The sequence below is a fragment of the Comamonas sp. MYb69 genome (assembly GCF_037479315.1).
Taxonomy (GTDB): domain Bacteria; phylum Pseudomonadota; class Gammaproteobacteria; order Burkholderiales; family Burkholderiaceae_C; genus Comamonas.
The window spans coordinates 203,752-227,825 of the sequence record NZ_JBBGZG010000007.1 but is presented as its reverse complement, the minus strand read 5'-3'; the positions used below and the strand labels follow the sequence as shown (position 1 = coordinate 227,825).

At 59.3% G+C, this 24,074-nt stretch carries 17 protein-coding genes; 7 read left to right on the top strand and 10 right to left on the bottom strand.

What is annotated here, in order from left to right; translation table 11 throughout:
- Positions 1 to 365 precede the first annotated feature (365 nt).
- From WH303_RS12110 to WH303_RS12095, 4 genes are read right to left on the bottom strand one after another with little or no spacing between them, the layout of a single operon-like run.
- Positions 366 to 920 (bottom strand): hypothetical protein, encoded by a 555-nt coding sequence (locus WH303_RS12110; protein WP_339518731.1) that lies wholly within the window; start codon positions 918 to 920, stop codon positions 366 to 368.
- A complete protein-coding gene (locus WH303_RS12105) occupies positions 917 to 3,196 on the bottom strand; it encodes a tyrosine-type recombinase/integrase (protein WP_339518729.1) in 2,280 nt (759 codons plus the stop codon). Before WH303_RS12105 ends, WH303_RS12110 begins: the two co-directional genes overlap by 4 nt.
- Positions 3,197 to 3,210: 14 nt before the next feature.
- Positions 3,211 to 5,268, bottom strand: coding sequence for a hypothetical protein (locus tag WH303_RS12100; protein ID WP_339518728.1), 2,058 nt, complete (start codon positions 5,266 to 5,268; stop codon positions 3,211 to 3,213).
- 6 nt (positions 5,269 to 5,274) lie between these two features.
- The gene (locus WH303_RS12095) at positions 5,275 to 6,186 is read right to left on the bottom strand and encodes a hypothetical protein (protein WP_339518727.1); all 912 of its coding nucleotides are present in this window, start codon (positions 6,184 to 6,186) and stop codon (positions 5,275 to 5,277) included.
- 501 nt (positions 6,187 to 6,687) lie between these two features.
- Between WH303_RS12095 and WH303_RS12090 the strand changes: the two genes are divergently transcribed.
- Entirely contained in the window at positions 6,688 to 7,053 is a 366-nt protein-coding gene (locus WH303_RS12090; protein ID WP_339518778.1) for an acyl-CoA thioesterase, read from the top strand.
- A 212-nt stretch (positions 7,054 to 7,265) separates the two neighbouring features.
- Here the strand turns inward: WH303_RS12090 and WH303_RS12085 are convergent, their stop codons facing one another.
- The gene (locus tag WH303_RS12085) at positions 7,266 to 9,707 is read right to left on the bottom strand and encodes a membrane-bound PQQ-dependent dehydrogenase, glucose/quinate/shikimate family (RefSeq protein WP_339518725.1); all 2,442 of its coding nucleotides are present in this window, start codon (positions 9,705 to 9,707) and stop codon (positions 7,266 to 7,268) included.
- A 273-nt stretch (positions 9,708 to 9,980) separates the two neighbouring features.
- Positions 9,981 to 10,340 (bottom strand): hypothetical protein, encoded by a 360-nt coding sequence (locus WH303_RS12080; RefSeq protein WP_312986440.1) that lies wholly within the window; start codon positions 10,338 to 10,340, stop codon positions 9,981 to 9,983.
- A 250-nt stretch (positions 10,341 to 10,590) separates the two neighbouring features.
- Between WH303_RS12080 and WH303_RS12075 the strand changes: the two genes are divergently transcribed.
- Together WH303_RS12075 and WH303_RS12070 are read left to right on the top strand one after the other, a co-directional pair.
- Positions 10,591 to 11,754, top strand: a complete 1,164-nt coding sequence (locus tag WH303_RS12075; RefSeq protein ID WP_339518724.1) for a saccharopine dehydrogenase family protein — start codon at positions 10,591 to 10,593, stop codon at positions 11,752 to 11,754.
- 494 nt (positions 11,755 to 12,248) lie between these two features.
- Positions 12,249 to 13,286 (top strand): TRAP transporter substrate-binding protein, encoded by a 1,038-nt coding sequence (locus tag WH303_RS12070; protein ID WP_339518723.1) that lies wholly within the window; start codon positions 12,249 to 12,251, stop codon positions 13,284 to 13,286.
- A 112-nt stretch (positions 13,287 to 13,398) separates the two neighbouring features.
- On the opposite strand, the gene WH303_RS12065 is transcribed toward WH303_RS12070, so the two are convergent.
- Both WH303_RS12065 and WH303_RS12060 read right to left on the bottom strand, forming a co-directional pair.
- Positions 13,399 to 15,255, bottom strand: coding sequence for an AMP-dependent synthetase/ligase (locus WH303_RS12065; RefSeq protein WP_339518722.1), 1,857 nt, complete (start codon positions 15,253 to 15,255; stop codon positions 13,399 to 13,401).
- Between the two features lie 266 nt (positions 15,256 to 15,521).
- Positions 15,522 to 16,064 (bottom strand): putative signal transducing protein, encoded by a 543-nt coding sequence (locus tag WH303_RS12060; protein WP_339518720.1) that lies wholly within the window; start codon positions 16,062 to 16,064, stop codon positions 15,522 to 15,524.
- A 405-nt stretch (positions 16,065 to 16,469) separates the two neighbouring features.
- On the opposite strand from WH303_RS12060, the gene WH303_RS12055 reads away from it, so the two are divergent.
- The 3 genes from WH303_RS12055 to WH303_RS12045 all read left to right on the top strand — a co-directional run bounded on the left by WH303_RS12055 (position 16,470) and on the right by WH303_RS12045 (position 19,487).
- Positions 16,470 to 17,357 carry a 2-keto-4-pentenoate hydratase gene (locus WH303_RS12055; protein WP_021028592.1) on the top strand — a complete coding sequence of 296 codons (888 nt, stop codon included), beginning with the start codon at positions 16,470 to 16,472 and terminating at the stop codon, positions 17,355 to 17,357.
- A gap of 247 nt (positions 17,358 to 17,604) precedes the next feature.
- Positions 17,605 to 18,519, top strand: coding sequence for an alpha/beta hydrolase (locus tag WH303_RS12050; RefSeq protein ID WP_043341688.1), 915 nt, complete (start codon positions 17,605 to 17,607; stop codon positions 18,517 to 18,519).
- A gap of 59 nt (positions 18,520 to 18,578) precedes the next feature.
- A complete protein-coding gene (locus tag WH303_RS12045; RefSeq protein ID WP_339518719.1) occupies positions 18,579 to 19,487 on the top strand; it encodes a YbgC/FadM family acyl-CoA thioesterase in 909 nt (302 codons plus the stop codon).
- Positions 19,488 to 19,801: 314 nt separating this feature from the next.
- Here WH303_RS12045 and ygfZ read toward each other — a convergent pair whose 3' ends face one another.
- Positions 19,802 to 20,722 carry a CAF17-like 4Fe-4S cluster assembly/insertion protein YgfZ gene (gene ygfZ / locus WH303_RS12040; RefSeq protein ID WP_339518718.1) on the bottom strand — a complete coding sequence of 307 codons (921 nt, stop codon included), beginning with the start codon at positions 20,720 to 20,722 and terminating at the stop codon, positions 19,802 to 19,804.
- 61 nt (positions 20,723 to 20,783) lie between these two features.
- On the opposite strand from ygfZ, the gene mltG reads away from it, so the two are divergent.
- Positions 20,784 to 21,758 (top strand): endolytic transglycosylase MltG, encoded by a 975-nt coding sequence (gene mltG / locus WH303_RS12035; RefSeq protein ID WP_339518716.1) that lies wholly within the window; start codon positions 20,784 to 20,786, stop codon positions 21,756 to 21,758.
- 88 nt (positions 21,759 to 21,846) lie between these two features.
- Here the strand turns inward: mltG and WH303_RS12030 are convergent, their stop codons facing one another.
- A complete protein-coding gene (locus WH303_RS12030) occupies positions 21,847 to 23,865 on the bottom strand; it encodes a diguanylate cyclase domain-containing protein (protein ID WP_339518713.1) in 2,019 nt (672 codons plus the stop codon).
- Positions 23,866 to 24,074 lie beyond the last annotated feature (209 nt).

Below are 24,074 nucleotides of genomic sequence, written 5' to 3'. Positions count from 1 at the left end.
GAAATACAAGGAAAATTTCAATGATATTGATTGGACACCTTTAGCTTTATTTCTACATGCTTGGTAAATTTATGCTTTAAATTTTGGTATTCCTTTGCCCGTTGTGCATATAGATGTGGGCAATTTATGCTTTATTTTGCGGACAGGATTTGGGTAACGGCAAAAATACATTACTCCTAAAAATTAAATCGGAACCAAACTTAAGCCAGTCGCAAGTTCGCGGTGTGAATTGTAGATTTCTGAAATCAGCAAGAAATCTAAGCCCTTTGACCGCGATGCTGAAAGTCAACTTGCGTGGGCTGCTTTGTTACAAAACCGCTGAAATATGCCTTAAAGAGCTTTGCAGGTGATTTTAATAATTAAATTTAACCCAAGTGATTCCTGATTGAAACCACCTTTCTATTGCTTGAGATATTATTGGATTTTAGAAGTAGGTCGTATTTTTCTCTCAGTCTTGCTAGTTCAGCATTCGCATCTTCTAGCTTTCGTTCGGTCTCTTGTAGGTCCAACTCAGTTATGCGATGGGATTCAGATAAGCCATCATAAAGCTGACGCCAATCGGCAATCCGAGTAGCTAGTTCGCGCTTCACACGCATGCGACCAGTTACAGCGGTTGTTTCCAGTTTCTTCTTCCAGCTCTTTATATCTTGAAGTAGAGACTTGTACCTCGTACCATACAAAGTAGTGTTGTGAATCCCGGCTCTTCGAGCAACTTCATTCGCTGAGAGCGCACCTTTGTTTGCAGGGTAGATACCTTCGTTATCTCTTATCTCCGCTTCTATGGTCCTCATCGCTGTACGTACAGCGGTCTCCACCACATCCGCACGAGCCTCACCTTGTTCTAAGGCTTTAGCGCGGATTTTTTCTCGTGTATTTGCATCGTGAGGCATCTTAGCTTTTTGTCTGCTTGTTTCCTTCATAGGGGCAATTCTCCATTCATAACGGCCTGCACAGTAGGGTCATCCATCCATTTTTCCTGCAGCTCTTGGAAGCGTGGGACAAGAGCTCGAATTTGGCCTGCCCAAAGAGAAGCAACCAAGTCTTCTCCCCGTTCAGTCTCTTGTTGATACGTCTGCACCGCTTGTAAGATGCACTCATCTACATCTTGTCGGTGCCACGCCTCCTCTAAGCGAAAGTCGCAATTGGTGGCGCAACGTGACGGCTCTGGCTTCCCCTTTTTCTTATTGCACGGACCGGATTGACCTGCAGATTTTGTACAGATAACGCCTGTGCGAACAGCTTGCCAATCCTTACCTTGCATGGTCAACACCTCCCCGAGTTCTCTTATATTGGCGGCATTAAAATCTTCGCCGCGCCTGATAATAGTTTTCTTTTGCTCTTGGATGGCATTGTGAACCCTTAATGCAGCAGGACCTCCGTATCCACCGTATCGAGTGTTCGCCGTATTATTCTCTCCGTTGTCGACATCTGATGTACTAACTCCTTCGGCCTCCAGCATGTCAGCTACAACCTCGCTCGCTCGCATAATCCTGAGTTCCCTGGCAATGACTTCAATTTCGGCGGTTAAGTCCTTGTCTGTGAGGATGTAATACATCGTCATTTCAATCGACTTATGACCAAAGACGTCTTGCAAAATTTTTGGCGAATTTGTGAGCGCGAGCGCTGCCAAACGAGCGATAGTCTTTCTGAACCGATGTGTGCGTAGCAACTGTCCGCCAGGACAGGTTTCCATACCGAGGGATTTTGCGAAGCTGACGAGCAAAGCGTTGAGGCCATCAGATTGTATTGGCATTGAACGGACCGACACGGAACCACCCACTTGTCCCCATAGATGCGTCCCAGGAGAAATTGTTTCTGGGTTGATAACTTTCTCACTACCGCTTAATCTTTCATATAAGGCAACAAGTCGAGCTTGCTGCTCTAATGCCGTAGCGGCGATTGCAGGGAGAGACCATGTACGAAACTCGCCATCAACTCGCTTGACCAACTTGAACGTACGTCCTTCAACTTGGTGTGTTCCGTCCTTGCTGTAAACGACGCATGAGCGATTCAGAGTAAGAGCTTCCCCTATGCGTGCAGCTGTTGCAAGTTCTGATATAAAGTAATGTGCACCCTGTACAATTCTAGCGAGGCCAAAAATATGGCTCATGTTTTCTGGCGGCCATATCTCCTTATCAGCAGCTTGGTCGGTATAGTTAGATTTTTCCTTTTTTCCCGTCCCTTTTCTCCCTTTTCCATGGGTTGTAAGTCTTATTTCATATCCTGGATTTTCTAAGGGAGTGCCGCCTGCATTTGTCCAATTGAAGTTGGCGAGATATTTCTTGCACATCTGTCCAAGATGGTTGCGTTTCTGTCCTGCTAAAGCAGCATTCTTCCATAATCCTTGAAAGTCGCTGAGTATGTGTAAAATGTTGGGTGCCAAATGTTCAATTATCCATAACGACCTTTTCCCCATTTGGCTGACATAATTATCTGGCAGCGGTTTATGAGGGTTGATTTTATTTTGCGGCAGAGGACTTGCTGATGCACCTTTGGCTTTTGAGGTCTTTTTTATATTAAATGTCCGCTCTGGGGCATCGTTCCATAGTCCTTTCTCTTCAAGCATATGCATTCGTTGAATTTCGATGCGGATGATTTTTGCAATGCTTTCAGAGGTGATAAAGGAGTCAATCAAAGAGTAACTAAAGAATTTGAAGCAACCTGTGGCTTCTGAGTTGAGTTGAGCATTATTGTTTTCTAAACTTAATGCTTTGCTTATGCTCAAAGCAGCAATTTGTGGTAGGTGGCTGTAAGCCATCATTGCCAATTTGGTTGGTCCAAGTGATTCACCATGGCTATATCTAAAACCAACCGGACCCATTCTGCAAAGAATTAAATATCGGATGATAGATAATTCAGCGTTATCAATAAGCGCCCATAAATTGTGCGAATTTGAAATTTTTTCTATTTTCACATATCGATGTAAAAAATCTAGAATACGTTTCTTTATGTTGGCGTTCCTATATGCATCTTTCCCTGTTGGATGCCATTCTTTAGGGGTTGCCCATTTGCCGAACTCATTCCCGTGGCGCAATAGCGATTTCAGTAGAGTCCCTTCTTGTCGTGATAAATCTTGTATTGCCTGAATGCTAAATTGGTTTAGAGCGTGTTCTACTGTGAATTCTAATTCCTCAGCTAAAACTCTTTTGAACGGGGTCTCAGTGACTGTCAAAGCTGATGATTCGGATTTTGTCATTTTAGATGTAATTCTTATATATTTCCATTGAATTCAACTGGGCGATGTATTCCATTGGAGATTTTATCATTCCAAAGGTGTATAGTTTGCTCGACCTCATGTTTATCAAATCCTAACAAGGCGATTTCAGTATTCTCGAGCTCTTGCTGAAATTCTCCTAGGACAAATGCGTCAATTGGAATTTGTGTTTTTAGCCACCGTAGCTCCGCAGCCCTCATGCATAGGCCTGCCATGCTCTCTTTAGTTATTACAGCATTCTTCAGGCAAAGTGTACAACGCTGAATGTGACATAAATTTTTCCCATCTGAATTGAATGTTGGGTCTATTTGGGGTGGTGGGTTAAGAGGGTCTTTGCATGAAACGCCAATTCGACTTCGTTTCAAATTCCGATATTCGACCAGCCGAGAACTTTCAACCTCCGTATAGCCTCCGTCTCTGACTATCTTTGCTAGCAACGTGAGGTCGAGTCTTTCCGAATTTTTTATTTCCTCCAGCAGGGATTCGCTGAAATTTAAGTATATCTTGGCACTTTCTTGATTAATTAGAGTGTTGTTTAAGTAAATTGCTGTACTTGAGGGCCTGCGATGTCCAAGTGCTACCATTACATAAATAATCGACCCCCCGGAGCTTCGCCACGCATACGCGGCGAAGGCATCCCTGAAATCACTCGCAGTCAATCTTAAAGGTGCGCCTATAGATGATTCATTAAAATTTAGACTGCTGACTATTTCATTGAGGAAATTTTTGTCTCCACCTCCTAGTGTGGAATAGCTATCAGCAGTAAGCGATTGAATGCCTTTTCTATCGAAAAACAGCCAAACAGACCGACTCTTGGCTCGCAGTCCTTGAACTTTTTTCCACAGTGGCTTCGTCTTGCTTAATGGCAGGTTTGCCGCATTTGCATTTTCCAATTCTATGATTGCAGTGGTGAGGTCCTGTAGCAAAAGCTGTCGCATCGACCAAGTTTTTTCCACTACTAATCGCAGTATTGCCCCGGCAGAGCGGTCTGTTTTCCAGTCTCCATGAACATCATGAAAGCTCCCGCCACGTTCCTTGAACCCAGTCAGGATAAATCTATCCTCTTGAGATGGGTGGTTTCTTAAAAAGGGAATTCGTGACAATCCGTCTGCAGTTGCGTCAACAGTGAGGTCCAACAGAGTTTGAGGATTCCATCCTGTTCCTGCAAGACATAAATGAAATGCATATCGGATATCGCTGCCTGTGGGATAAACGGTTGAGTAGGCGGCCATTGCATTTCGACCTGAACCAACATCAATTTTTTTTCTATATCCTACTTTGAGCTCTCTGAACGTTGGGTGTGAAATCTTTCCGCTCTCCTGTAGGCGGATTTTTGCCTTCTCAAACGCATGGCGATTCTCGAGGAGTAGAATATCAGCCTGACTTTCTGGGATTATGTCACCAGCCAACAATGCGTCTGAGCGCTTCCAGCGGTCAATCGCATGAAACCAGCCATGTTTGAGTTTTGACCAGACACGAGCTGTTACCTTCTCCGGAGGAAGATTTCGCTTGGGTTTTCGACTTTCAGGCCCCCTCCATGGTAGAGGGGAGAGACCCATTGCTTGCCGAGTTGTATCGGCCACACTCTTGAGGCTCCCAAATTGATGCCCGGTACAGCCGCGGTCAAGTGCTGCCCGACCATGCAGGTCTCTTAGTTGAGTAACGGAGTCAACGCGTGGAGTCTGATGACACGTTAAAGAAGATTGAGCCTCAATTTCGTCAAGAAGACGCCACCACCACTGAAGATGCGCTATTAGCTTGATTGCAGTGATTTCAACTGCAAACACAAGCTTTTCTTGAATCGCAGGAGCAAGCTCCACAATTAGATTGGGGCGTCCGCTGTATGGTCCATTCCAAACGCCTCCACCCACAAAATTAGGACTCTTTTGCCCAGTACTCAAACACGTTAAGTCGACGAAGCAAGGCTTGGTGTCATGTCTTGTGAAAAATGTTAGCGGGTCACCAGTTTCGATATAGTTGGTGTTGTTTGCAACCTCAGTTAATTGAGGTGGTAAATCATTAAGGTGGTCTTTTCTTGATTTTCGAATACTCACTTCTATCTACTCTGAATTTGTCTCTTCGTATTTCTCTAAATGCTCTTGATATTTATCTGGAAGACTAATGCCGAGAATATCGGAAACCCAGACTAAATATGTGAAACAAGTGCTTATATTTGCGTGGCCTAGCTGTAATTGGATTTTGAATCTAATGATGTCGGTCCCAATGGTGGCAACCAATATTCCTGGAGTATTTTTACCTAGCGTCAGAATATTTTTGTTTAGCTTGACCTCTCTTAATAACATCGAACAAGCCCACCAATCTCTGCCTAAATGAGGGGACCATCCTTTGAATGGTTGCTTTCCTGATTTCCATGTTTCGTAAAGCTGCCAAGATTCGAGGCGAGCTCCAGTGTTTTGGTCTCGAAACAGGTGGACGCAACCGTCAAGGCGTTGACGCTGAGCCGCGGCACCTCGAACCTGTTTAACCCAGATAGAAATAGCGGCGGGACGAACCTGCTCTCGGTACGAATGCAGTTTGCGGGCGAAGTGGAGCGGTATTTCGATATCACGTTCCGGACCTATCTTGTCGTTGTTGTCCATGCCGTAACTACGACCTTTTGCCCCAAACTTGATAGTAATAGCAACGAGCTGGTCGCACTCAGGCGCGGTCGGATTGCTGATGTGCCACTGTTGTTCATCGAGGGGAAGGGTGTCTATTCGGAATGCTGCGACTTCCGCACGTCGCATTGCTGACATTAGTACAAGCTCGCACATCAACCCACGAGATTGACCTTCGCTCTCGTAAATTGATTCCAGCCAATCAGAGATTTGCTTATCATTCGGCATTCTCAATCGGCGCTTTTTCTGACGAACTTTACCGCTTCGAACTTGGACTTCAATACCGCGATGTCCACGGGCGTCCGTCGCCGACCCTCGGCCAGTTACGACTGTAACCGTGGGAACAGCGAACAATTCACGCTTACCCTTTACCGCGAGCCAAGTAAGGAAATCACATGCTTGGTCTACGTAGCTGTTAACGGTGCTAGCGCTTAGTCCCACGCCGTCGCGGGACCAAGAACCCTTTTGCAACTCTTGCTGATAACGACCGAAGATGTGTTCCTTATATGTGCACGTTCTTATTTCTACTCCGCGGTACTCAGCCCACTCAAGAAAGTTGGCTAGCCAATTGGCGTAGTTGCGAAGAGACACCTTAGTCGGAGCGTGTTGAGGCTCCTCAGTTGAGGGGCGCCTGGGAGACCAAATTCCCAGACCTCTGTCTATGAGGTATTGACTGCCAAGCCGATGATAGCCAGGACGTGAGTCAAGGATGAATGGAAGTTCGGCAACTCTTCCATACCCGGCGGCACTCAATGCAGCCGGGTTCGAGTAGCAAACTGTGAATCCTGTCATGAATGAAATTTTAGCACTTCAATAAGTAGAGCCGATTCAATCTTAGATTGCAATTGATGCCTTATCTATTGTTTTTATGGTGCTGTTATAAATGTCAACAACACCGTCTATTTTCGCTACATGGAAAGCGCGCGCGTGGAGTGGCTGCGCTCGACACGCGACACGCCCCATGGCGCGGGCCAGGGCCCGGTGGTCGTCAACTGCTTTTGCAATTACCTGCGGCAGATCGAGTACCCGGCCCAGCTGGTGGTGAAGATGTATGTCAGCGATGCGGCGCGCACGGCCTTTGAGACCTGGTACCACATTGAGAGGCAGGGTGCGCCCGGCGAGGTCTATGCCAGCGGCGGCGCCACCGTGCTGTGGGTGGACTTTACGCGCCAGAAGGCAGTGGATCTGCCCGGCTGGATGCGTGGCATGGTGGAAGGCTGATAACACCGGATTTTGCAGCGGTTTGCGGATTTGCGATGTGATATTGCGATGCAATGTTGCTATGCAATGTATAGCAAATCAAAACCTGTGGCAGTTTTGGGGTTGGTCGGCGCTCGGGCGCCATGCCATGCATCCCGCGCAGGCATGAAAAAGCCCGGTGAAGGCCTTCCCTGGCGGGAAGTCTTGCACCGGGCGGCTGGGGCCGAAGCGGATCAGCGGCGTGGCAGCGCGTAGGCGATCACATAGTCGCCCCGGTCGGGCGAGTTGCGTGCGCCGCCGGCCGAGACCAGCACAAACTGCTGGCCCGTTACCGGCGACTGGTAGCTGATGGGCGTGCCCTGGCTGCCCACGGGCAGGCGGGCTTTCCACACTTCCTGGCCGGTGCCGGTTTCATAGGCGCGCAGGTAGTAATCCTGCGTGGCAGCGATAAAGACCAGACCGCCTTGCGTGGCCATGGTGCCACCAATGGTGGGCATGCCAATGGGGATGGGCAGACCCATCTTGATGCCGAAGGGGCCCGTGTCCTTGACAGTGCCGACCGGCACTTGCCAGGCGATCTGCTGGGTCTTCAGGTCCACGGCAGTCAGCGTGCCAAAAGGCGGCTTCTGGCAAGGGATCTCCAGCGGCGACATGAAGCGCACCTTGGCATTGATCGCGTAGGGCGTGCCATCGAGCGGCACGGGCTTGGTGATCGCAGCGGCCTCGTTGCCATCGGACTTGGCGCCGGCATCAGCCGGGTCGGCCTTGATCAGCTGCACTTCCAGGCCCACGCGCATGTCGTTGATGAACAGGTAGTTGTTGGTCGGGTCGACCGAGATGCCGCCCCAGTTCATGCCACCCAGCGAGCCGGGCAGGTTCAGCGAGGCATCGGTGCCCGGTGGCGTGAACAGGCCGGTGTAGCGCTTGGACTTGAACTTCAGGCGGCAGAGCAGCTGGTCAAACGGCGTCGCACCCCACATGTCGGATTCGCGCATGTCGTCGGCGCCGATGTTGGGCATGCCGACCGAGAAGGGCTGCGTGGGCGAATAGGTCTCGCCGTCGATCTTGCCAGCGGGCACGCGGCGCTCTTCCACCTGGGTCAGGGGCTGGCCGGTCGCGCGGTCCAGCACAAAGATCTGGCCGGCCTTGGTGCCGAACACCAGCGCAGGCGTGGTCTTGCTACCGGCACCGGGGAAGTCCACAAACGAAGGCTGCATCGGCACATCGAAGTCCCAGAGGTCATCGTGCACGGTCTGGTAGACCCATTTTTCCTTGCCGGTGCTGGCATCGACGGCCAGCATCGAGGCACCGTACTTGCGGTCCAGCGCGGTGTGCTTCACACCCCAGAGGTCGACTGCCGCGCTGCCCACGGGCATGAACACGGTGTTGGACTGCGGGTCGTAGGACATCGGTGCCCAGACGTTGGGGGTCGAGCGCACATAGGTCTTGCCGTCGGCAGGAGCGGCCTGGTCCTCGGGGTTGCCTGGGTCAAAGGCCCAGCGCAGCGCGCCCGTCACCACGTCAAAGCCACGCACCACGCCGCCGGGCATGTCGGTGCTGACGTTGTCGGCCACGCGGCCACCAATCACGATGGTGGTGCCGGCCAGGGTGGGGGCGGAGGTGGGGTAGTACTCGCCCTTGTCGGCGCCCTTGCCCATGCCGTTGCGCAGGTCCACGCGGCCATGGGTGCCAAAGTCTTCGCAGAAGGCGCCGGTGTCGGCGTCAAGCGCGATCAGCTCAGGTGCCACGCTGTTCATCAGAATGCGGCGCTGGCAGGCGGCGCCAGGCGCCACGCTCACAGCTTGCACCGGGGTTGCACCGGACACGCTGGGTTGGCTCAGCGGCTGGGCGGCATCAAAATAGGCCAGGCCACGGCAGCGCATCCATTTTTTCTGCTTGGCATTGATCTCGGTCTTCCACAGCTCCTTGCCGGTGGTCGCGTCCAGCGCAATCACATTGTTGTGTGGGGTGCAGACAAAGACCTGGTTGCCAATCTGCAACGGGGTCAGCTGGTCTTCGGCGCCACCACCGCCAGGGCTCACCGGCACATCGCCGGTCTGGTAGCGCCAGGCTTCTTGCAGATCCTTGACATTGCTGCGCGTGATCTGGTCCAGCGCGGCAAAGCGGGTGCCGCCCGGCGTGCTGCCATAGTGCGCCCAGTCAGCAGGCGCCTGGCCCTTGGCCACCGGTTGCAGCACGGTCGCATCCGACTTGGCCGACACCGAGGCGTGGGGCAGGAACATGCCGCCCACGGTCGCCAGGCAGCCCAGCAGCAGCAGGCCGGCCACCACGGTGGAGCCAGTCTTGCCAGCCGCCTGGCCGCGCGCGCGGCGCAGCACGGGGAAGGTCAGCGCCACCAAAATACCGATACCGGCAAGCAGCAGCAGGCGCGAGACCAGGGGCCAGAAATCCAGGCCCACATCGGCCAGCGCCCAGACCGCCGTTGCCAGCAAGGTCAGCGCATACAGCCAGGCGCCACCAGGGCGTGCGGCGGCAATCAGCACGCCCGAGACGATCAGCGCAACACCGCTGATCAAAAAGTACCAACTGCCCTGCAGTGCCACCAACTGGTAGCCATAGACAGCAAAGAACAGGCCCGAGGCCAGCAGGCACAGGCCTAGGAAAAGCAGCCAGGCCTTGGAAGCCAAGCCGAGTCGCGTGTTATGTTTATCCATTGTCACTATTGAAGTTATGCGAATCGCTGCATCGCCGTGGGCAGGCAGATGGCGGGCCTGGGCCGCAAGGCCAGGCAGGCCCATCGCATGGGCTGGAGAGAGGCGCGGCTTGATCTATGTCATGTCCGCGACAGCGCATTATCGGCGCGGAACAAAGCCGGGGAAGGCGGTGGGTGCAATTTTTGCCGGCGAGCTAAGCGCCGGCACTTGTAAGCAAGCCCCCGTGCAGCGGGGTGTGACTGCGCTTGCGGTACCCGGTAGGACTAATCGGGCTCAGGAAGCGCTGGCCTTGGGCAGCGGTGCCTGCCAGCGCGCGACAAACCAGAAGTAAAAGCCCGCTGCAGCAAAGATGGCCGCCATCACGCCCAGCAGCAGCTGCATATCGGGGTTGTTGGCATAGGGCCCCCAGATGACCCGGCCGAGCAAAACGGCCACCACCACGGCAGAAATCACCGCGCAACGCCGGTTGCGGGCCAGCACCCGTTTCTCGGCCTGTGCAATGAACAGCTCGGCGTGCTCGCCGCTAAAGCCCGCCGCATCCAGCTTGGCCAACAAGTCTTCGCGCGACTTGCCTTTGAGGATGTCGCGTGCCAGCAGAAAACGAAGAACTTTGTTGGATGCGGAATCGGCCATGGTGTGAAGAGAAAACAGCAAGAGAGAGCATAGAGCGCCCGCAGGCGCAGGACGCCCATTGTGCCTGCCCTGGCTAAGCCCTGAACAGTGCAGGTGTGAGACTAGGGTAAACCATATAATTCGTCAATGTATCTGCAATTTATGACTAAATGACTAATTAAAACAAATAATATGACGCTTTAATATGTTCATTTTGACAATGCTTGGTTGTAACATTTGTCCATCATCCACCCTGATCAGAGAGCCTGACATGAGCGACAGAACCAGCAAAAAGACCGCCCAAACCTCCCCCGCCAGCGCTGCCAAGGCCGGTGTCGGCGACAAGAAAGTCACCATCCTGGGCGCCGGCAAAATCGGCTTTGCGATGGCCGTGCTGCTGCAGGCTGCGGGCGGCTACCAACTGCGCATTGCCGACCAGTCCAAGGCACAGCTCAAGGCGGCTGCGGCGCTGGGCCTGGAGACCGTTCATATCGGCAAGGGCGGTGATCTGCTGCCGGCGGTGCAAGGCCAGTTTGCCGTGCTCAATGCGCTGCCTTTCCATATGGCGATCGAGGTGGCAGGCGTCGCCGCTGCGCATGGCGTGCACTACTTCGATTTGACCGAGGATGTGCAGTCCACCCATGCGATCCGCAAGATCGCAGCCAAGGCTGGCAGCGTGCTGATGCCCCAGTGTGGCCTGGCTCCCGGCTTTATCGGCATTGTCGGCAATGATGTGGCCAAGCATTTCGACACCTTGCATGACCTGAAAATGCGCGTCGGTGCGCTGCCACGCTACCCCCAGGGCAGCCTGCGCTACAACCTGACCTGGAGCACCGAGGGCCTGATCAACGAGTACATCAACCCCTGTGAGGCCCTGGTGGATGGCCAGCCGCTGACCGTGCATGCGCTCGAAGGTCTGGAGACCTTTGCGCTCGATGGCATTGAGTACGAGGCCTTCAACACCAGCGGCGGTCTGGGCACCTTGACAGAGACCTGGGCCGGCAAGGCGCGCAATGTGGACTACAAGTCCATCCGCTACCCCGGCCACTGCGCCATCTTGAAGATCTTGCTCAACGAGCTCAAGCTGCGTGACAAGCGCGAGCTGCTCAACGAGATCTTCGACAACGCCATTGCCGCCACGCGCCAGGATGTGATCGTGATCTTTGCCAGCGCCAGCGGCTACAAGGGCGAGCGCCTGATGCAGGAGTCCTATTCGGCCCGTATCGTAGGCACCACGGTGGCCGGCCATGCACTCACCGCCATCCAGCTGACAACGGCCGCTGGCATCTGCTGCGCGCTGGACCTGGTGGCCAGCGGTGTGCTGCCGCAAAAGGGCTTTATTGCGCAAGAGTCTATCGGGCTGGCCGATTTTCTGGCCAACCGCTTTGGCCAGTACTACCGCGTGCAGGACCTGAACGCATCGCTGGCGGCCTGAGCCACGCCCCTCGCTGCCCGCCCGGCGAGTGGCTGCCAACTCCTGCCCCAAGGCGCGGCAGCTGGTCTGGCCACCGGGCCAGGGTCGGTGTGGGGTGCATACATCTATCCACTAAAAAATGGCTGCTTTCGTCCCTGGCAGGGGAGGAAAGCAGCTATTATTTTTGTAGTTTCAGAAAGTATGTGCTGTGACTAAATGCTAGTCGTTGCCCACTTCTGTACTGCGCAATAGGTGACTTGTATCAAGCAATGTCTCTGTGGTGATCGATAGCGATTGCTATGTTGCGCAAGCCAAGATAGATTGCGTCGGCTCCTCACACAAGTTGTGACGCTAGTGACCAAATAAATCGAACGGCACGGTTGCTGAAAGCGCCGCATGGCTTGCCATGCGGCTGCGGGCAGCGTTTTGCTCTTTGTGGGGCTTTTCAGTACACATGCGGCCTGCAGCATCCTTGGGAATGGGAATGCCTGGCTCAGATACCAAGGAATCGTCATATGGCAGATCACAACTCCAACGAAACGCTTGCCAGTCCGTCCCGGCGCAAGGCGCTGACCCGCATGGGCCTGGCCGCAGGCTCGGGGATGGTCTGGTCGCTGCCGCATATCGCTAGCGCGGCAGCGACGCCGCTCAAGTGCGCCGGCGCCTATACCGACACGCTGTTCCACACCCGCAATCTGACGCAGTTTGCGCGTGAAGCCAATGGCCTGAGCCAGGGTGGTCTGCAGATCGAGGTGGTCTCCAATGCCAAGCTGATGCCGATGAACCAGGTCATGCCTGCGCTCAGCAAGGGTGATCTGGCGATCGGTGAGATCTTCATGTCGAACTTCAGCGACCAGTACCCCGCCTTTGCCATCGATTCGCTGCCCTTTATCGTGCGCAGCTTTGACGATGCCAAGCGCCTGTGGGTCGCCACGCGCGAGCCGATCGAAGCGCTGCTGAAAAAGCAGGGCATTCGCCTGCTCTACACCGCGCCATGGCCTGGCCAGGGCCTGTTCTCGCGCGCGCCGGTGAACAAGCTCGATGACGTCAAGGGCCAGAAATTCCGCGTCAACAATGTCGCCTCCAAGTACATCGCCGAAGTGGCGGGTGCGACCCCGGTCGACACGCCTGCCAATGACCTGGCCAAGGCCATCCAGGCCGGCAAGGTCGATGTCATGCTGACATCGAGCACCACCGGTGTGGACAGCCAGTCCTGGAACGCGATGGGCATCTTCATCGACATGCGCGCCTGGATTCCGAAGAACCTGATCCTGATGAGCGAGAAGAGCTGGTCGGGCCTGTCCGACGGCGCCAAGACGGCGCTGGACACCGCCGCCAAGCAGGCCGAGGCGCGCGGCTGGCAGCTGGCCAAGGATGCCGACGATGCCGCGCAGAAGGTGCTGGTCGAGCATGGCACCAAGATCAGCCAGCCTTCCTACGAGCTGCGCCGCGCGCTGGACCTGATGGGCGAGAAGTTCGCCCGGGAGTGGTCGTCCAAGGCCGGTGTGGATGGTGCTGGCGCCTTGCTGAACTACTACTTCCCCAAGAAGTAATCCCTTGGCATGTGCCCGTGGGCCTGCATGGCGGGCCACGCTGCGCCAGAGATCAAAAAACCGCCGATGCCTGCCAAGGGCATCGGCGGTTTTTGCATGCAGGTGCGGCGATTTACTTGGCGTAGATGTTCGCGATTTCGCTGGCGAACTTGTGCATCAGCTGCGGGCGGCGCAGCTTCAAGGTCGGGGTCATCAGGCCGTTGTCGATGGTCCAGGGCTCGGTGACCAGGTAGACGGCGCGCGGCACCGCGTATTTGGCAAGGCCCTGGCACTGCGCGGCGATGCGCTCCAGCGCGATCTTGCGTACGGCGCTGGCCTGCAGGCTGACGCTGTTGTCCGGGTCCAGACCCAGGCTGGTGGCCAGCTGCTTCCATTCTTCGCGGTTGACGACGGCGACACAGGCGATAAAGGGCTGGTGCTCGCCGACGACAAAGCTTTGCTCGAACAGCGGATCGGCGCAGAGCGCCTGCTCGATGTCCGAGGGCGGCACCTTCTCGCCGGTGGCCGTGACGATGATCTCCTTGATGCGGCCCACAATGCGCACTTCGCCACCCACCAGCTCGGCCTGGTCGCCGGTGCGCAGCCAGCCGTCGTCGGTAAAGGCCTGGCGCGTGTCTTCCGGGCGGCCCCAGTAGCCCATCATGATGTTGGGGCCGCGTGCCTGCAGCTCCTTGTTCTCGCCAATGCGCACTTCCATGCCATCGAGTGGCTTGCCCACGGTCGAAGGGTCGTTGTGCTGCAGCGAGTTGGCGGTCAGCACCGGCGAGGTCTCGGTCATGCCAAAGCCCTGCAGCACATTCAGGCCCAGGCCCAAGAAGCTGTGCGACACCACCGAGGGGATGGCCGCGCCACCCGTCACTGCAATGCGCAGCCGGCCGCCAAACAAATCCAGAATCGGCTGGGCCACCTTCTTTTGCAGCAGCGACCAGGGCAGCCAGCGCGCCCAGCCGCCTTGCGGTGCGTCGGTGTTGATGAGGCCATGGGCCTGGCAGTGGCGGGCCCAGCCTTTGGAGACGGCGGTTGCAAACATCGCGCGCTTGAAGGCCGACCTGGCCAGCTTTTCCTGGATCTTGGCGTAGATGCGTTCGTAGATGCGGGGTACGGAGACGAGGATGGTCGGGCGGATGCTGAGCATGTCCTCGGCCAGCAGCGCGACCGAGCGGGCATAGACCACCGTGCTGGCCACTGCCATCGGCAGGTAGTAGCCGCAGCTGCGCTCAAAGGTGTGCGAGACCGGCAGAAAGGACAGAAAGACATCGTCCTGCGTTGGCACGACGCGGCCGAGCACGGCCTTGACGTCGCTCAGCACATTGTGGTGGCTCAGCATCACACCCTTGGGCTTGCCGGTGGTGCCGCTGGTGTAAACGATGGCAGCCATGTCCTGCGCTTCTGGCGCTTGGCGTGCTTGCGATGGGGTGCTGTTTCCATCGGCCTCGGCCAGCCAGTCCTGCAGACGGACCAGGCGCGGCAGACCTTCGCTGCCGGCCAATACCGGGATGGGCGCTTGCTGCGGGTCGTCAATCACCACGCAGCGCAGCGCGGGCAGCGGCGTGCCAGTCGCCACGATCTGCTCCCAGGTCTCCAGGCGGTTGATGAGCAGCAGCGAGGCGGCCGCATCGGCCAGGATAAAGGCGATATTGCCGGGGTTGTCATTGGCATGCAGCGGCACGGTGGCGCAGGCCTGGGCCATGCCGGCCTGGTCGATGCAGATGGCGTGGACACTGTGTGTGAGCAAGGTGGCAATGCGTGCGCCGCGTGCCAGCTGCAGGCCTTGCAGCGCCTGGCCCCAGCGTGCGACCTGGGCCTGCATCTCTGCCCAGCTGAACGATTGCCAGGCATCGGTTGCGGTATCAAACCAGCGGTAGGCTTCACGTTCAGGGCTGTGGTTGCAGCGGTAGGCAAACAGCGCGGGCAGGGTGGTCAGGGCGCTGAGCTCAGGGGCCAGCGGCGCTGGAAGTTGGGCGTTCATATCTCTCTCATTCTCCTCGGGCGTCATCATCGCATTGGCGCGCCATGGTTGGGGCCATTTGCGGGCCGGATGGCCTGCGCGCTTGCAGCGATTTGCAACGAGGCGATTGTCTGCAGTGCGCGGCGGCAGCTGCAGATATTTGGCGGTGTATGCGATTTTTATACCGCATGGGTATCAATATTTGATACTTTTATTGCGCGCGCAACGGGCGAGGTAGGCAGGGGCAGACCAGTCGCTGCAGTCGTTGCAGGAGCTGCAGTCGCCGCTCAGCGGCTGCCCGAGGGCGCTGCTGGCAGGTCTTCGCGCTGGGCGGGCGCGGCACCGGGCGCCTGCTGGGTCTGCCCGGCAGCGCCGCCGCTGCCAGCGGCATCGGCCTGGGGCACGCCGCCCAGCAGGTAATGCAGGCACAGCGCCAGCAGTGCGGCGCCGGCGGCCCACCAGCAGGGGTACCAACGGGCGGCGTCGCTGTAGCGACCTGGAGCGCTCGTGTCCGCGCCCGGATCACAGGCCAGGTCAAAGCGCGGTTCATGGGCGGGCCCTGGCTGCGGCTGATCGGCCAGGCTGGGATCGGCCTGCGCCAGCTCGGCATCGTCGATCAGCGGTGCGCGCTCCCATTCCTCCAGCGCGCGGCGTGCAGGAGCCCAGTCGGCGTCGTCCACCAGCAAACGCACCAGGCTGCCGGCGGGCAGCTCGCCGATCGCGCCTTGCAGGTGCTCGCCGCTGACAAAGCTGCTGATGCCGTGCTGGCGCAGCACGTCCTGCAGAACATGGGCTTGCACGGCGCTGGCCGGCTCATAAACAGTGCGCATGTTGGGTCTCCTGTTGTGGCTAGGGATCCTCTGCAAAATCCTCGCCCAATGGGATGGACGCGGATCGGGATGAGGCGCAAGGCGTCTTTTGCAGTCAATAGCGAGCTATTGACAAGGAAGACAACGCAGCGGATCGCCCGAGTCCGCGTTTAGACCACGGCAGGGAGTTTTGCAGAGGGTCCCTTGGTCCTGCAAATACTATAGCGTCTGTTGCTTTGTGGCTATGGCGGCATGACCTGCATCAAGCAAAAGGGGGGCCATTGGCGCCAGGCCGGGCGGGCTGCGCGCTTTCCCTAGTCGGGGCGGGCGAGGGGGGTGGTATGTTGGTGTCCGGGGCGGTCTCTGAGATCGTAGACAGGTTCTCTGGCCGCATTCAGAACAGGTACTTGGAACAGGAGACTTTGGATGATGCACCCTGCTTGGCGTTTTCGTCTCTCCCCCCTCTGGCTGGCCGCTGGCTTGGCTGCCGGCGCTGGCATGGCCCAGGCCGCTTGCCTCGATGACGCCCAGGTCGCGCAGTGGCTGCAGGCCTATGAGGCCAAGCAGCCCGTGCCGCCGGCCGCCGCGATGACCGAGGCCGATGGCAAATGCAGCCGCAACAAGCTCAATGCCGCCTGGCTGGCCCAGGGCAAAAAGCCCATTGGCTACAAGGCGGGGCTGACCAGCGCGGCGATGCAAAAGCGCTTTCAGACCGACAAGCCGGTATGGGGTGTGCTGTACGAGGGCGCCCTGCTGCCCAACCGCAGCACCGTGCCTGCCGCCTTTGGCGCACGCCCGATGTTTGAGGCGGACATGCTGGTGCGCGTCTCCAGCAGTGCCATCAACCGTGCGACTACGCCGCTGCAGGTGCTCAACAACATCGACCGCATCGTCCCCTTTGTCGAGTTGCCAGACCTGGTGGTGGAGAACCCCGCCCAGCTCGATGGCGCGGCCGTCGAGGCGATGAATGTAGGCGCGCGCATGGGCGTGATGGGCAGCGCGATGCCCGTGCCGCAGTTCCGCGCCGAGCGTTATGCGCTGTTGAATGCGCTGCAGAGCATGCAGGTCGATATCACCGACCAGAGCGGCGCGCGGCTGGGTGGCGGGCGCGGCGGCGACCTGATGGGCCAGCCGCTCAATGCCGTGGTCTGGCTCGCGCAAGCCCTCCAGGCCGAAGGGCAGCGGCTCAAGGTGGGCGACTGGATCAGCCTGGGTTCGTACTCGGCCTTGATGCCGCCCCAGCCCGGCCAGCAGATCCGGGTGGAGTACAAGGGGCTCGACGGTGCACAGCCGGTGGAGCTGCGCTTCGAGTAGCTAAGCTCGGCATCCGGCATCTGTGAAGGAGGGCTCTGTCAAGTTGGCAGGGCCTTTTTACCTGGGTGACCGACATGCCCCGTTGTGAATGGGCAATGGCTGATAATCAGCCGGCCCTGTTCCCCAATTGCGCCCATGCCGGCTGGCTGGGCAACGATGTATGTCTGACGCCTCACCCCGCTCCAAAGCCCATCTCCCCGCCGAACTGTCCATGCCTGCCGATGTGATCGCCGAGCTGACGCCCACGATGCGCAGCGTGGTCGAGCGCATGGCCCGCGCCCAGCACACGCCCATGTGGGAGATGACGGTGCAAGAGGCGCGCCAGGCCTACGGCATTGGCGCCGGGGTGCTGGAGATTGCCAAGCCCGAGCTGGCGCGCGTTGAGGACTTGCATATCCCTGCGCGCGATGGTTTTCAGATCCCGGCGCGGCTCTACGCCGCCAGCTGGGACCCGCTGCAGCCGGTCTTGCTCTTCACCCATGGCGGGGGCTTCACGATCGGCAGCGTGGACACGCATGACACACTGTGCCGCGAGCTGGCCCACCTGGCTGGCTGCATGGTCGTCTCGGTGGACTACCGCCTGGCGCCCGAACACCGCTTTCCCACCGCCAGCAACGATGCCTGGGATGCCCTGCAGTGGCTGGCAGCCGAAGGCATGGCGCTGGGGGCCGATACCGGCCGCCTGGCCGTGGGCGGCGACAGCGCAGGCGGCACCTTGGCCGCGGTCAATGCGATTCTTGCGCGCGATGCCGGTATCGACCTGGCCTTGCAGCTGCTGATCTACCCCGGTTGTGCGGCGCACCAGGATACGCCCTCGCATGCGCGCTACAGCCAGGGGCCGATTCTGACCAAGCCGATGATCAGCTGGATGTTCAGCAACTACCTGCGCACGCTGACCGACCGCGACGACTGGCGCTTTGCGCCCTTGCTGGCACCCGATCTGCGCGGCCTGGCCCCTGCCAGCATCCATCTGGCGCAATGCGATTCGCTGGTGGACGAGGGCGTCATGTATGCCGAGCGCTTGCGCGCTGCCGGCGTCGATGTGGAGCTGCACACCTATGCCGGCGTCGCCCATGAGTTTGTGAAAATGGGCCGCGCGCTCAAGGAAGCGCGGGCCTGCCATGCGCAGATGGCCCAGGCGCTGCGCGCAGCCTTTGACTGAGTGCGGCGCTGCAGCCAGCCCGTTTCTTGATGGCCAATTTTTAGAATACCGACAACACCATGAGTACCTCCCAGACCCTGTTCGACACCCCCGCCACCAGCCTGGCTGATTTTCGCTGCCGCAGCCGCCAGCGCGTGCGCTGGTCCGAGGTCGATCTGCAGAAAGTGGTCTTCAATGCCCATTACCTGAGCTATGTGGACATTGCGATGTCCGAGTACTGGCGCCAGCTGGCCGTGCCTTACGAGGAGGGCATGCAGCGCCTGGGCGGCGAGCTGTTCCTGCGCGCCTCGCAGCTGGAGTTCCATGCCTCGGCGCGCCTGGACGATGTGATCGACATTGGCCTGCGCGTGGCCAAGCTGGGCAACACTTCGGTGCAGTACGAGGCCGCCATCTACTGTGCGGGCACGTTGCTGGCCACGGCCACCATGGTCTATGTGTTTGCCGACAGCGCGCAGCAGCCCCAGCCGCTGCCCGAGGCCTACCGCCGCATGGTGCAGCGCTTTGAAGCGGGCGAAGAAATGGTGGAGTTGAAGACCGGCAGCTGGAATGTGCTGGGCCAGGAGGCGATGTGCCTGCGCATGCAGGTCTTTGTGCGCGAGCAGGGCATCCCTGCCGAGATCGAGGCCGATGCCTTTGATGTGAGCGCGCTGCATGCGGTGGCGCTCAATGGCCTGGGCATGTGCGTGGCCACCGGCCGCATGCTGCCCAGCGCGCAGGAAGAGCACCGTGCCGATGGGATGCGCATTGGCCGCATGGCCGTGGCCAAGCCACTGCGCGGTGGTAGCCTGGGCCGCCAGGTGCTCGATGCCTTGGTGGATGCCGCCGCGCGCCAGGGCAAGCGGCAGGTGGAGCTGCATGCGCAGCGCACGGCCGAGAACTTCTACCGCCGCGCCGGCTTCACGGTGGTCGGTGAGCCCTACGAGGAAGCGGGCATCGCCCATATCTCGATGCAGAAAACCCTGCGCTGACCGAGGGCGGGCCCCCTGGTCTAGCCAATGGCCCTATGCCGCGATTCGATAATTTGGCCAATAAAAAGCCGGGTCTGGTTTCCCAGACCCGGCAAGTGTGATGGTCAAGATGCGCTTGAGTAGTTGTTCCGTCATGCTTGCAGAGGCTGCTTGAGCGGCTCCTGCTTGCAAAGTCCTGCAATTTTAGCAAATTACGGCGCAAATGCCATAAAAATTCTGTAACGGCTGCCGAGGCGCTCTTTTGGACTGAGAAATTGTCGTATTTGTGATGAAGCAGACAGTTACTACTGTCTTGGGAGATAACAAATACGCGCTCAGATGTCTTCCTTCAGCGCATAGGGCAGGCTGAGCAGCTGCAAGGCCGCGCCGGTGCTGCTGCCCAGGTGCAGCGGCTCGCTGGCGGCCGCAATCTGCATCGAGACCAGGGCTTCAAAGCCCGATGCGCTGGCAGCGGCCTGGACCACGGTGCCCACCGGCTGGCTGTCGTCGCTGGAGGCAAATACCTCCTGGCCCGGCTGGGGCTGCGCGGCCGAGGCAAGCCGGTACATGCGGCGCTTGAGGGTGCCGCGGAACTGGCTGCGTGCCACCACTTCCTGGCCGGGGTAGCAGCCTTTTTTGAAGCTCACACCGTCGACCGATTCAAAGTTCAGCATCTGGGGCACAAAGGCATCGACCACTGGTGTGGTGATCAACGGCACACCGGCTTGCACCATGGACAGCTGCCAAGCCTCCGCGCTGATGGCGGGGCTGGCCGTGGCCTGCGCGGGCAGGGCGCTTCCCGCAGGGGCGGCGAGCAGCGCACGGCTCTCACCGTCTGCGGCATAGAGGCGCACCACGGAAGCATCCTCCAGCGCAAGCACTTGCCAGGGCGCCAGGCTGCGCGCTTCGGCGGGCACGGCATCACCGGCCAGGCCCAGCAGTTGCACGGCCTCGGTCGCATCGCTGAGCTTGCACTTGGCGCGCAGCACAAACATCGACAGGCGTTTGAGCGTAGCGGGCAGCACATCGCGGCTGGTGAGCAGCCAGAACTCGTCTGCGCTGCGCTTGATCACAATAAAGCTGGCCTGCATGCGGCCCTTGGCCGACAGAAAAGCTGCCAGCCTGGCCTGGCCGACGGGCAGCAACTGCACATCATGGCTGAGCTGGCCCTGCAAAAAGCTGGCGGCATCGGCGCCCTCGGCGCGGATTACGCCCAAATGCTGGAGCGAAAGGTGTCCCTGTAATGCTTGAGTCATGGGGTGAATTATGATGCTCGCTCCATTGCACGGAGGCGGTAGGGTTGTGAAGCGTTTATTCATGTTGATTGTTGTGCTGGCACTGGCCGCTGCCGGTGCGGGCTATGCCTGGCTGAACCAGCCACTGGCCCTGGGCAAAGGCGGCAGCACCGCAGAGCTGGAGATTGAGCCGGGCACCTCGCCGCGTGCCGTCGCCCAGGCGGTGCAGGCCGTGGGCATCGAGGTGAATCCGGATCTGCTGTACTGGTGGTTCCGCCTCTCGGGCCAGGACCGCAAGATCCGCGCGGGCAACTACGAGATACCTGCCGGCACGACGCCGCGCAGCCTGCTGGCGCGCCTGGTGCGCGGTGAAGACAGCCAGCGCGTGCTGACCATTGTCGAAGGCTGGAACCTGCGCCAGGTGCGTGCGGCCCTGGCCAAGGAAGAGCACCTGCGCCACGACACGGCAGCCATGACGCCCGAGGAGATCATGGCAGCGCTGGGCCGGCCCGATATGCCGGCCGAAGGCCGGTTTTTCCCTGATACCTATGCGTTTTCCAAGGGCAGCAGCGATCTGGCCTTGATGCGCCGCGCGATGCTGGCGATGGACAAGCGGCTCGAAGCGGTCTGGTCGCTCAATCCCTCGGGCAGCCCGCTCAAGAGCCCGCAGGATTTGCTGACGCTGGCCAGCATTGTCGAGAAGGAAACCGGACGAGCCGAGGACCGGGCGATGGTGGCAGGGGTTTTCATCAACCGCCTGCGCATCGGCATGCTGCTGCAGACGGACCCGACCGTCATCTACGGCCTGGGTGAAAAATTCGATGGCAATCTGCGCAAGCGCGACCTGCAGACCGATACGCCCTGGAACACCTATACTCGCGCCGGCTTGCCGCCCACGCCGATCGCCATGCCCGGCAAGGCCTCGCTGATGGCCGCCATCCAGCCCGAGAACACCAAGGCGCTGTACTTTGTTGCCAAGGGCGATGGCAGCAGCCATTTCAGCCAGAGCCTGGACGAGCACAACCGCGCGGTGAACACCTATATCCGTGGCAAGTAGTCGCGGGCGCTGGCGCCAGCCGGACCGATGAGAGAAGCCAGCCATAGCGCTGGCTTTTTCGTTTCAGCGCGGGCAGGGGGCCTGCGTGTTATGGGCTGCTGCTGCCCAGCGCCTCGGTGTAGAACGCATAGCGCCCCCGGCCTTGCTGCTTGGCCTGGTAGAGCGCCCTGTCGGCCTTGCGCAGCAGGCCGTCCGGGTCTTGCGTGTCAGAGGGCTGGGTCAGCAGCGCGATGCCCACGGACACACCAATGCTGACCCGCTGGCCTTCGATCACATAGTCGGCACTGAGCTTGTCGATCACCCGCTGGGCCAGGCTGGCAGCGGCTTGTGCCGAGGAGGCGTTTTGCACGATGCAAAATTCGTCACCGCCCATGCGCACCACCAGGTCGGTGTCGCGCAGCAGCTCACGCAGGCGCTCGGCCACTGCACACAGCAGCGCGTCGCCGGTGGCGTGGCCGAGGGTGTCATTGACCTGTTTGAAGCGGTCCAGATCCAGATACAGCAAGGCGCCTGCGGTGCCGCCTGGCGTGCAGATCGGCTTTTGCAGCAGGCTGCGGTTGGGCAGGCCGGTGAGCGGGTCGTGCAGCGCCAGGTAGGCGACCTCGGCCTGCGCACGCTTGCGGTCGTCCACATCTTCGAGCACGCCCAGCCATTCGCTGATGCGCTGCTGCTCGTCCACAATGGCGGCGCCCCGGGCGCGCATCCAGCGCCAGGCGCCGTCCTGGGTGCGCAGGCGCAACTCCACATCCAAGGTGTGGCGGTGGTCGGTCAACAGCGGCACGGCCTGGTTTTGCAGCTGCGCGGCGTCCTCGGGGTGCACATGGCGCAGCCAGCCCAGCTGCAGTGCCTGCGCATCGGGCGCGCCACCCAGGGCCTGCCAACCGACGATGGACAGCGCGCGGCCTTTGGCATCGAGGCTCCACTGCACCGACGCGCCGGCATGGGCGAGGGTGCGGGCGCGCTGCTCGCTGGCGGCCAGCGCAGCGGCCACCTGTTTTTGCGCAGCCAAGGTCGACTCGATGCGCGCGCGTGCGCGGCTGAGGCTCTGGCGCAGGATTTCATACTCCTGCACCACCAGCACCTGGCCGTCACCGGTGGCTGCGGCATAGGACGCGCCGGTGCGCGTGCTGATGGTCAGCTGGCGGATGGGGCGCAGCAGCTGGCGCGAGACCCAGGCGCAGAGCAGGCCCGCAATGGCCAGCGCGGACAGGCTGGCCAGCACGATATGGATGACCGGCGTTTGCCAGCGGGCGTTGAAGGCTTGCAGTGGTTCGCCGGCAACCACGACCCAGCCGGGCGTCTTGGGCAGTTGGTAGAAGCTGAAGATCACCTGGCCGCCATCGGCACGCAGGGCCTCGAAGCTGCCCCGGTGGGCACCCACGGCCTGCAGCCTCGCCCAGTCGGGCACGGTGGTGCCGATAAAGCGCTCGGCCTGGGCCGAGCGCGCCAGTATCCGGCCCTCGCCATCGGTGATGGCCATCAGCACGCTATCGCTGGTCTGGCTGGGCGCGATGCTCACCACCTCGGCCGGTGGCGTGGTCAGCACCAGCACCTGGGGCGATGCAGCGGCCACGCGCACCGCCATCGCCACTGCCGCCTGGCCGTCCTGGAAGAAAAGCTGTGAAAAAGCCGGCGCACTGCTGCGCAGTGCCTCATCGGCCAGCGCCCGCTGGATCGGCAGCAGCGCGGGCGCTGCCGACGAGGCCATGTCGGGCAGCTCCTGGCCCGGGCGCAGCAGCACCAGGCTGCTAGGCGCCGCCATGCCTGTGAGGCGCAGCCAGCGGTCCAGCGCGCGGGGCGAGGAGAAGTTGCCATCTGCCGCAAAGGACTGCAGCATGCTGGCGCGGTTGAGCAGGTCGGACTCGGCTGCCTGGCCCAGGTTGCTGGTGATGTCGAGCATGCGGTTGAGGCTGCTGTCCCGGTAGGACTGGGCCACATGCTGCACCGTGTAGATGCCTGCGGCCAAGATGGGCAGCGCCGCTGCCAGCATCAGCAGCACCAGGTAGGTGCTCAGCGAGCGCGCACCGGCCACCATGGACTCCATGGCTGGGCCATTGGTGTCCATTCCTTCAGCGGGCAAAAGGGTCTGGGGGTGTGGTGCGGGCATGGGTTGGGGTGTGTCCTTTCCCACGGCGCAGGGCCAGATGCGGACACCGGTCTGGCCTGGGCTGGACAGAGGCCGACTGGATTATCGGGGCTGGCCCGGGGCTTTTTCAGCGCCAGCGAGGGACTCTGACAATTGTTATAGGAGTGCTTTGCCCGTCCCTGAGAGGCCGGGCATGGGTGATGCCGGGTCTGTCACTTATTTGCAACAGC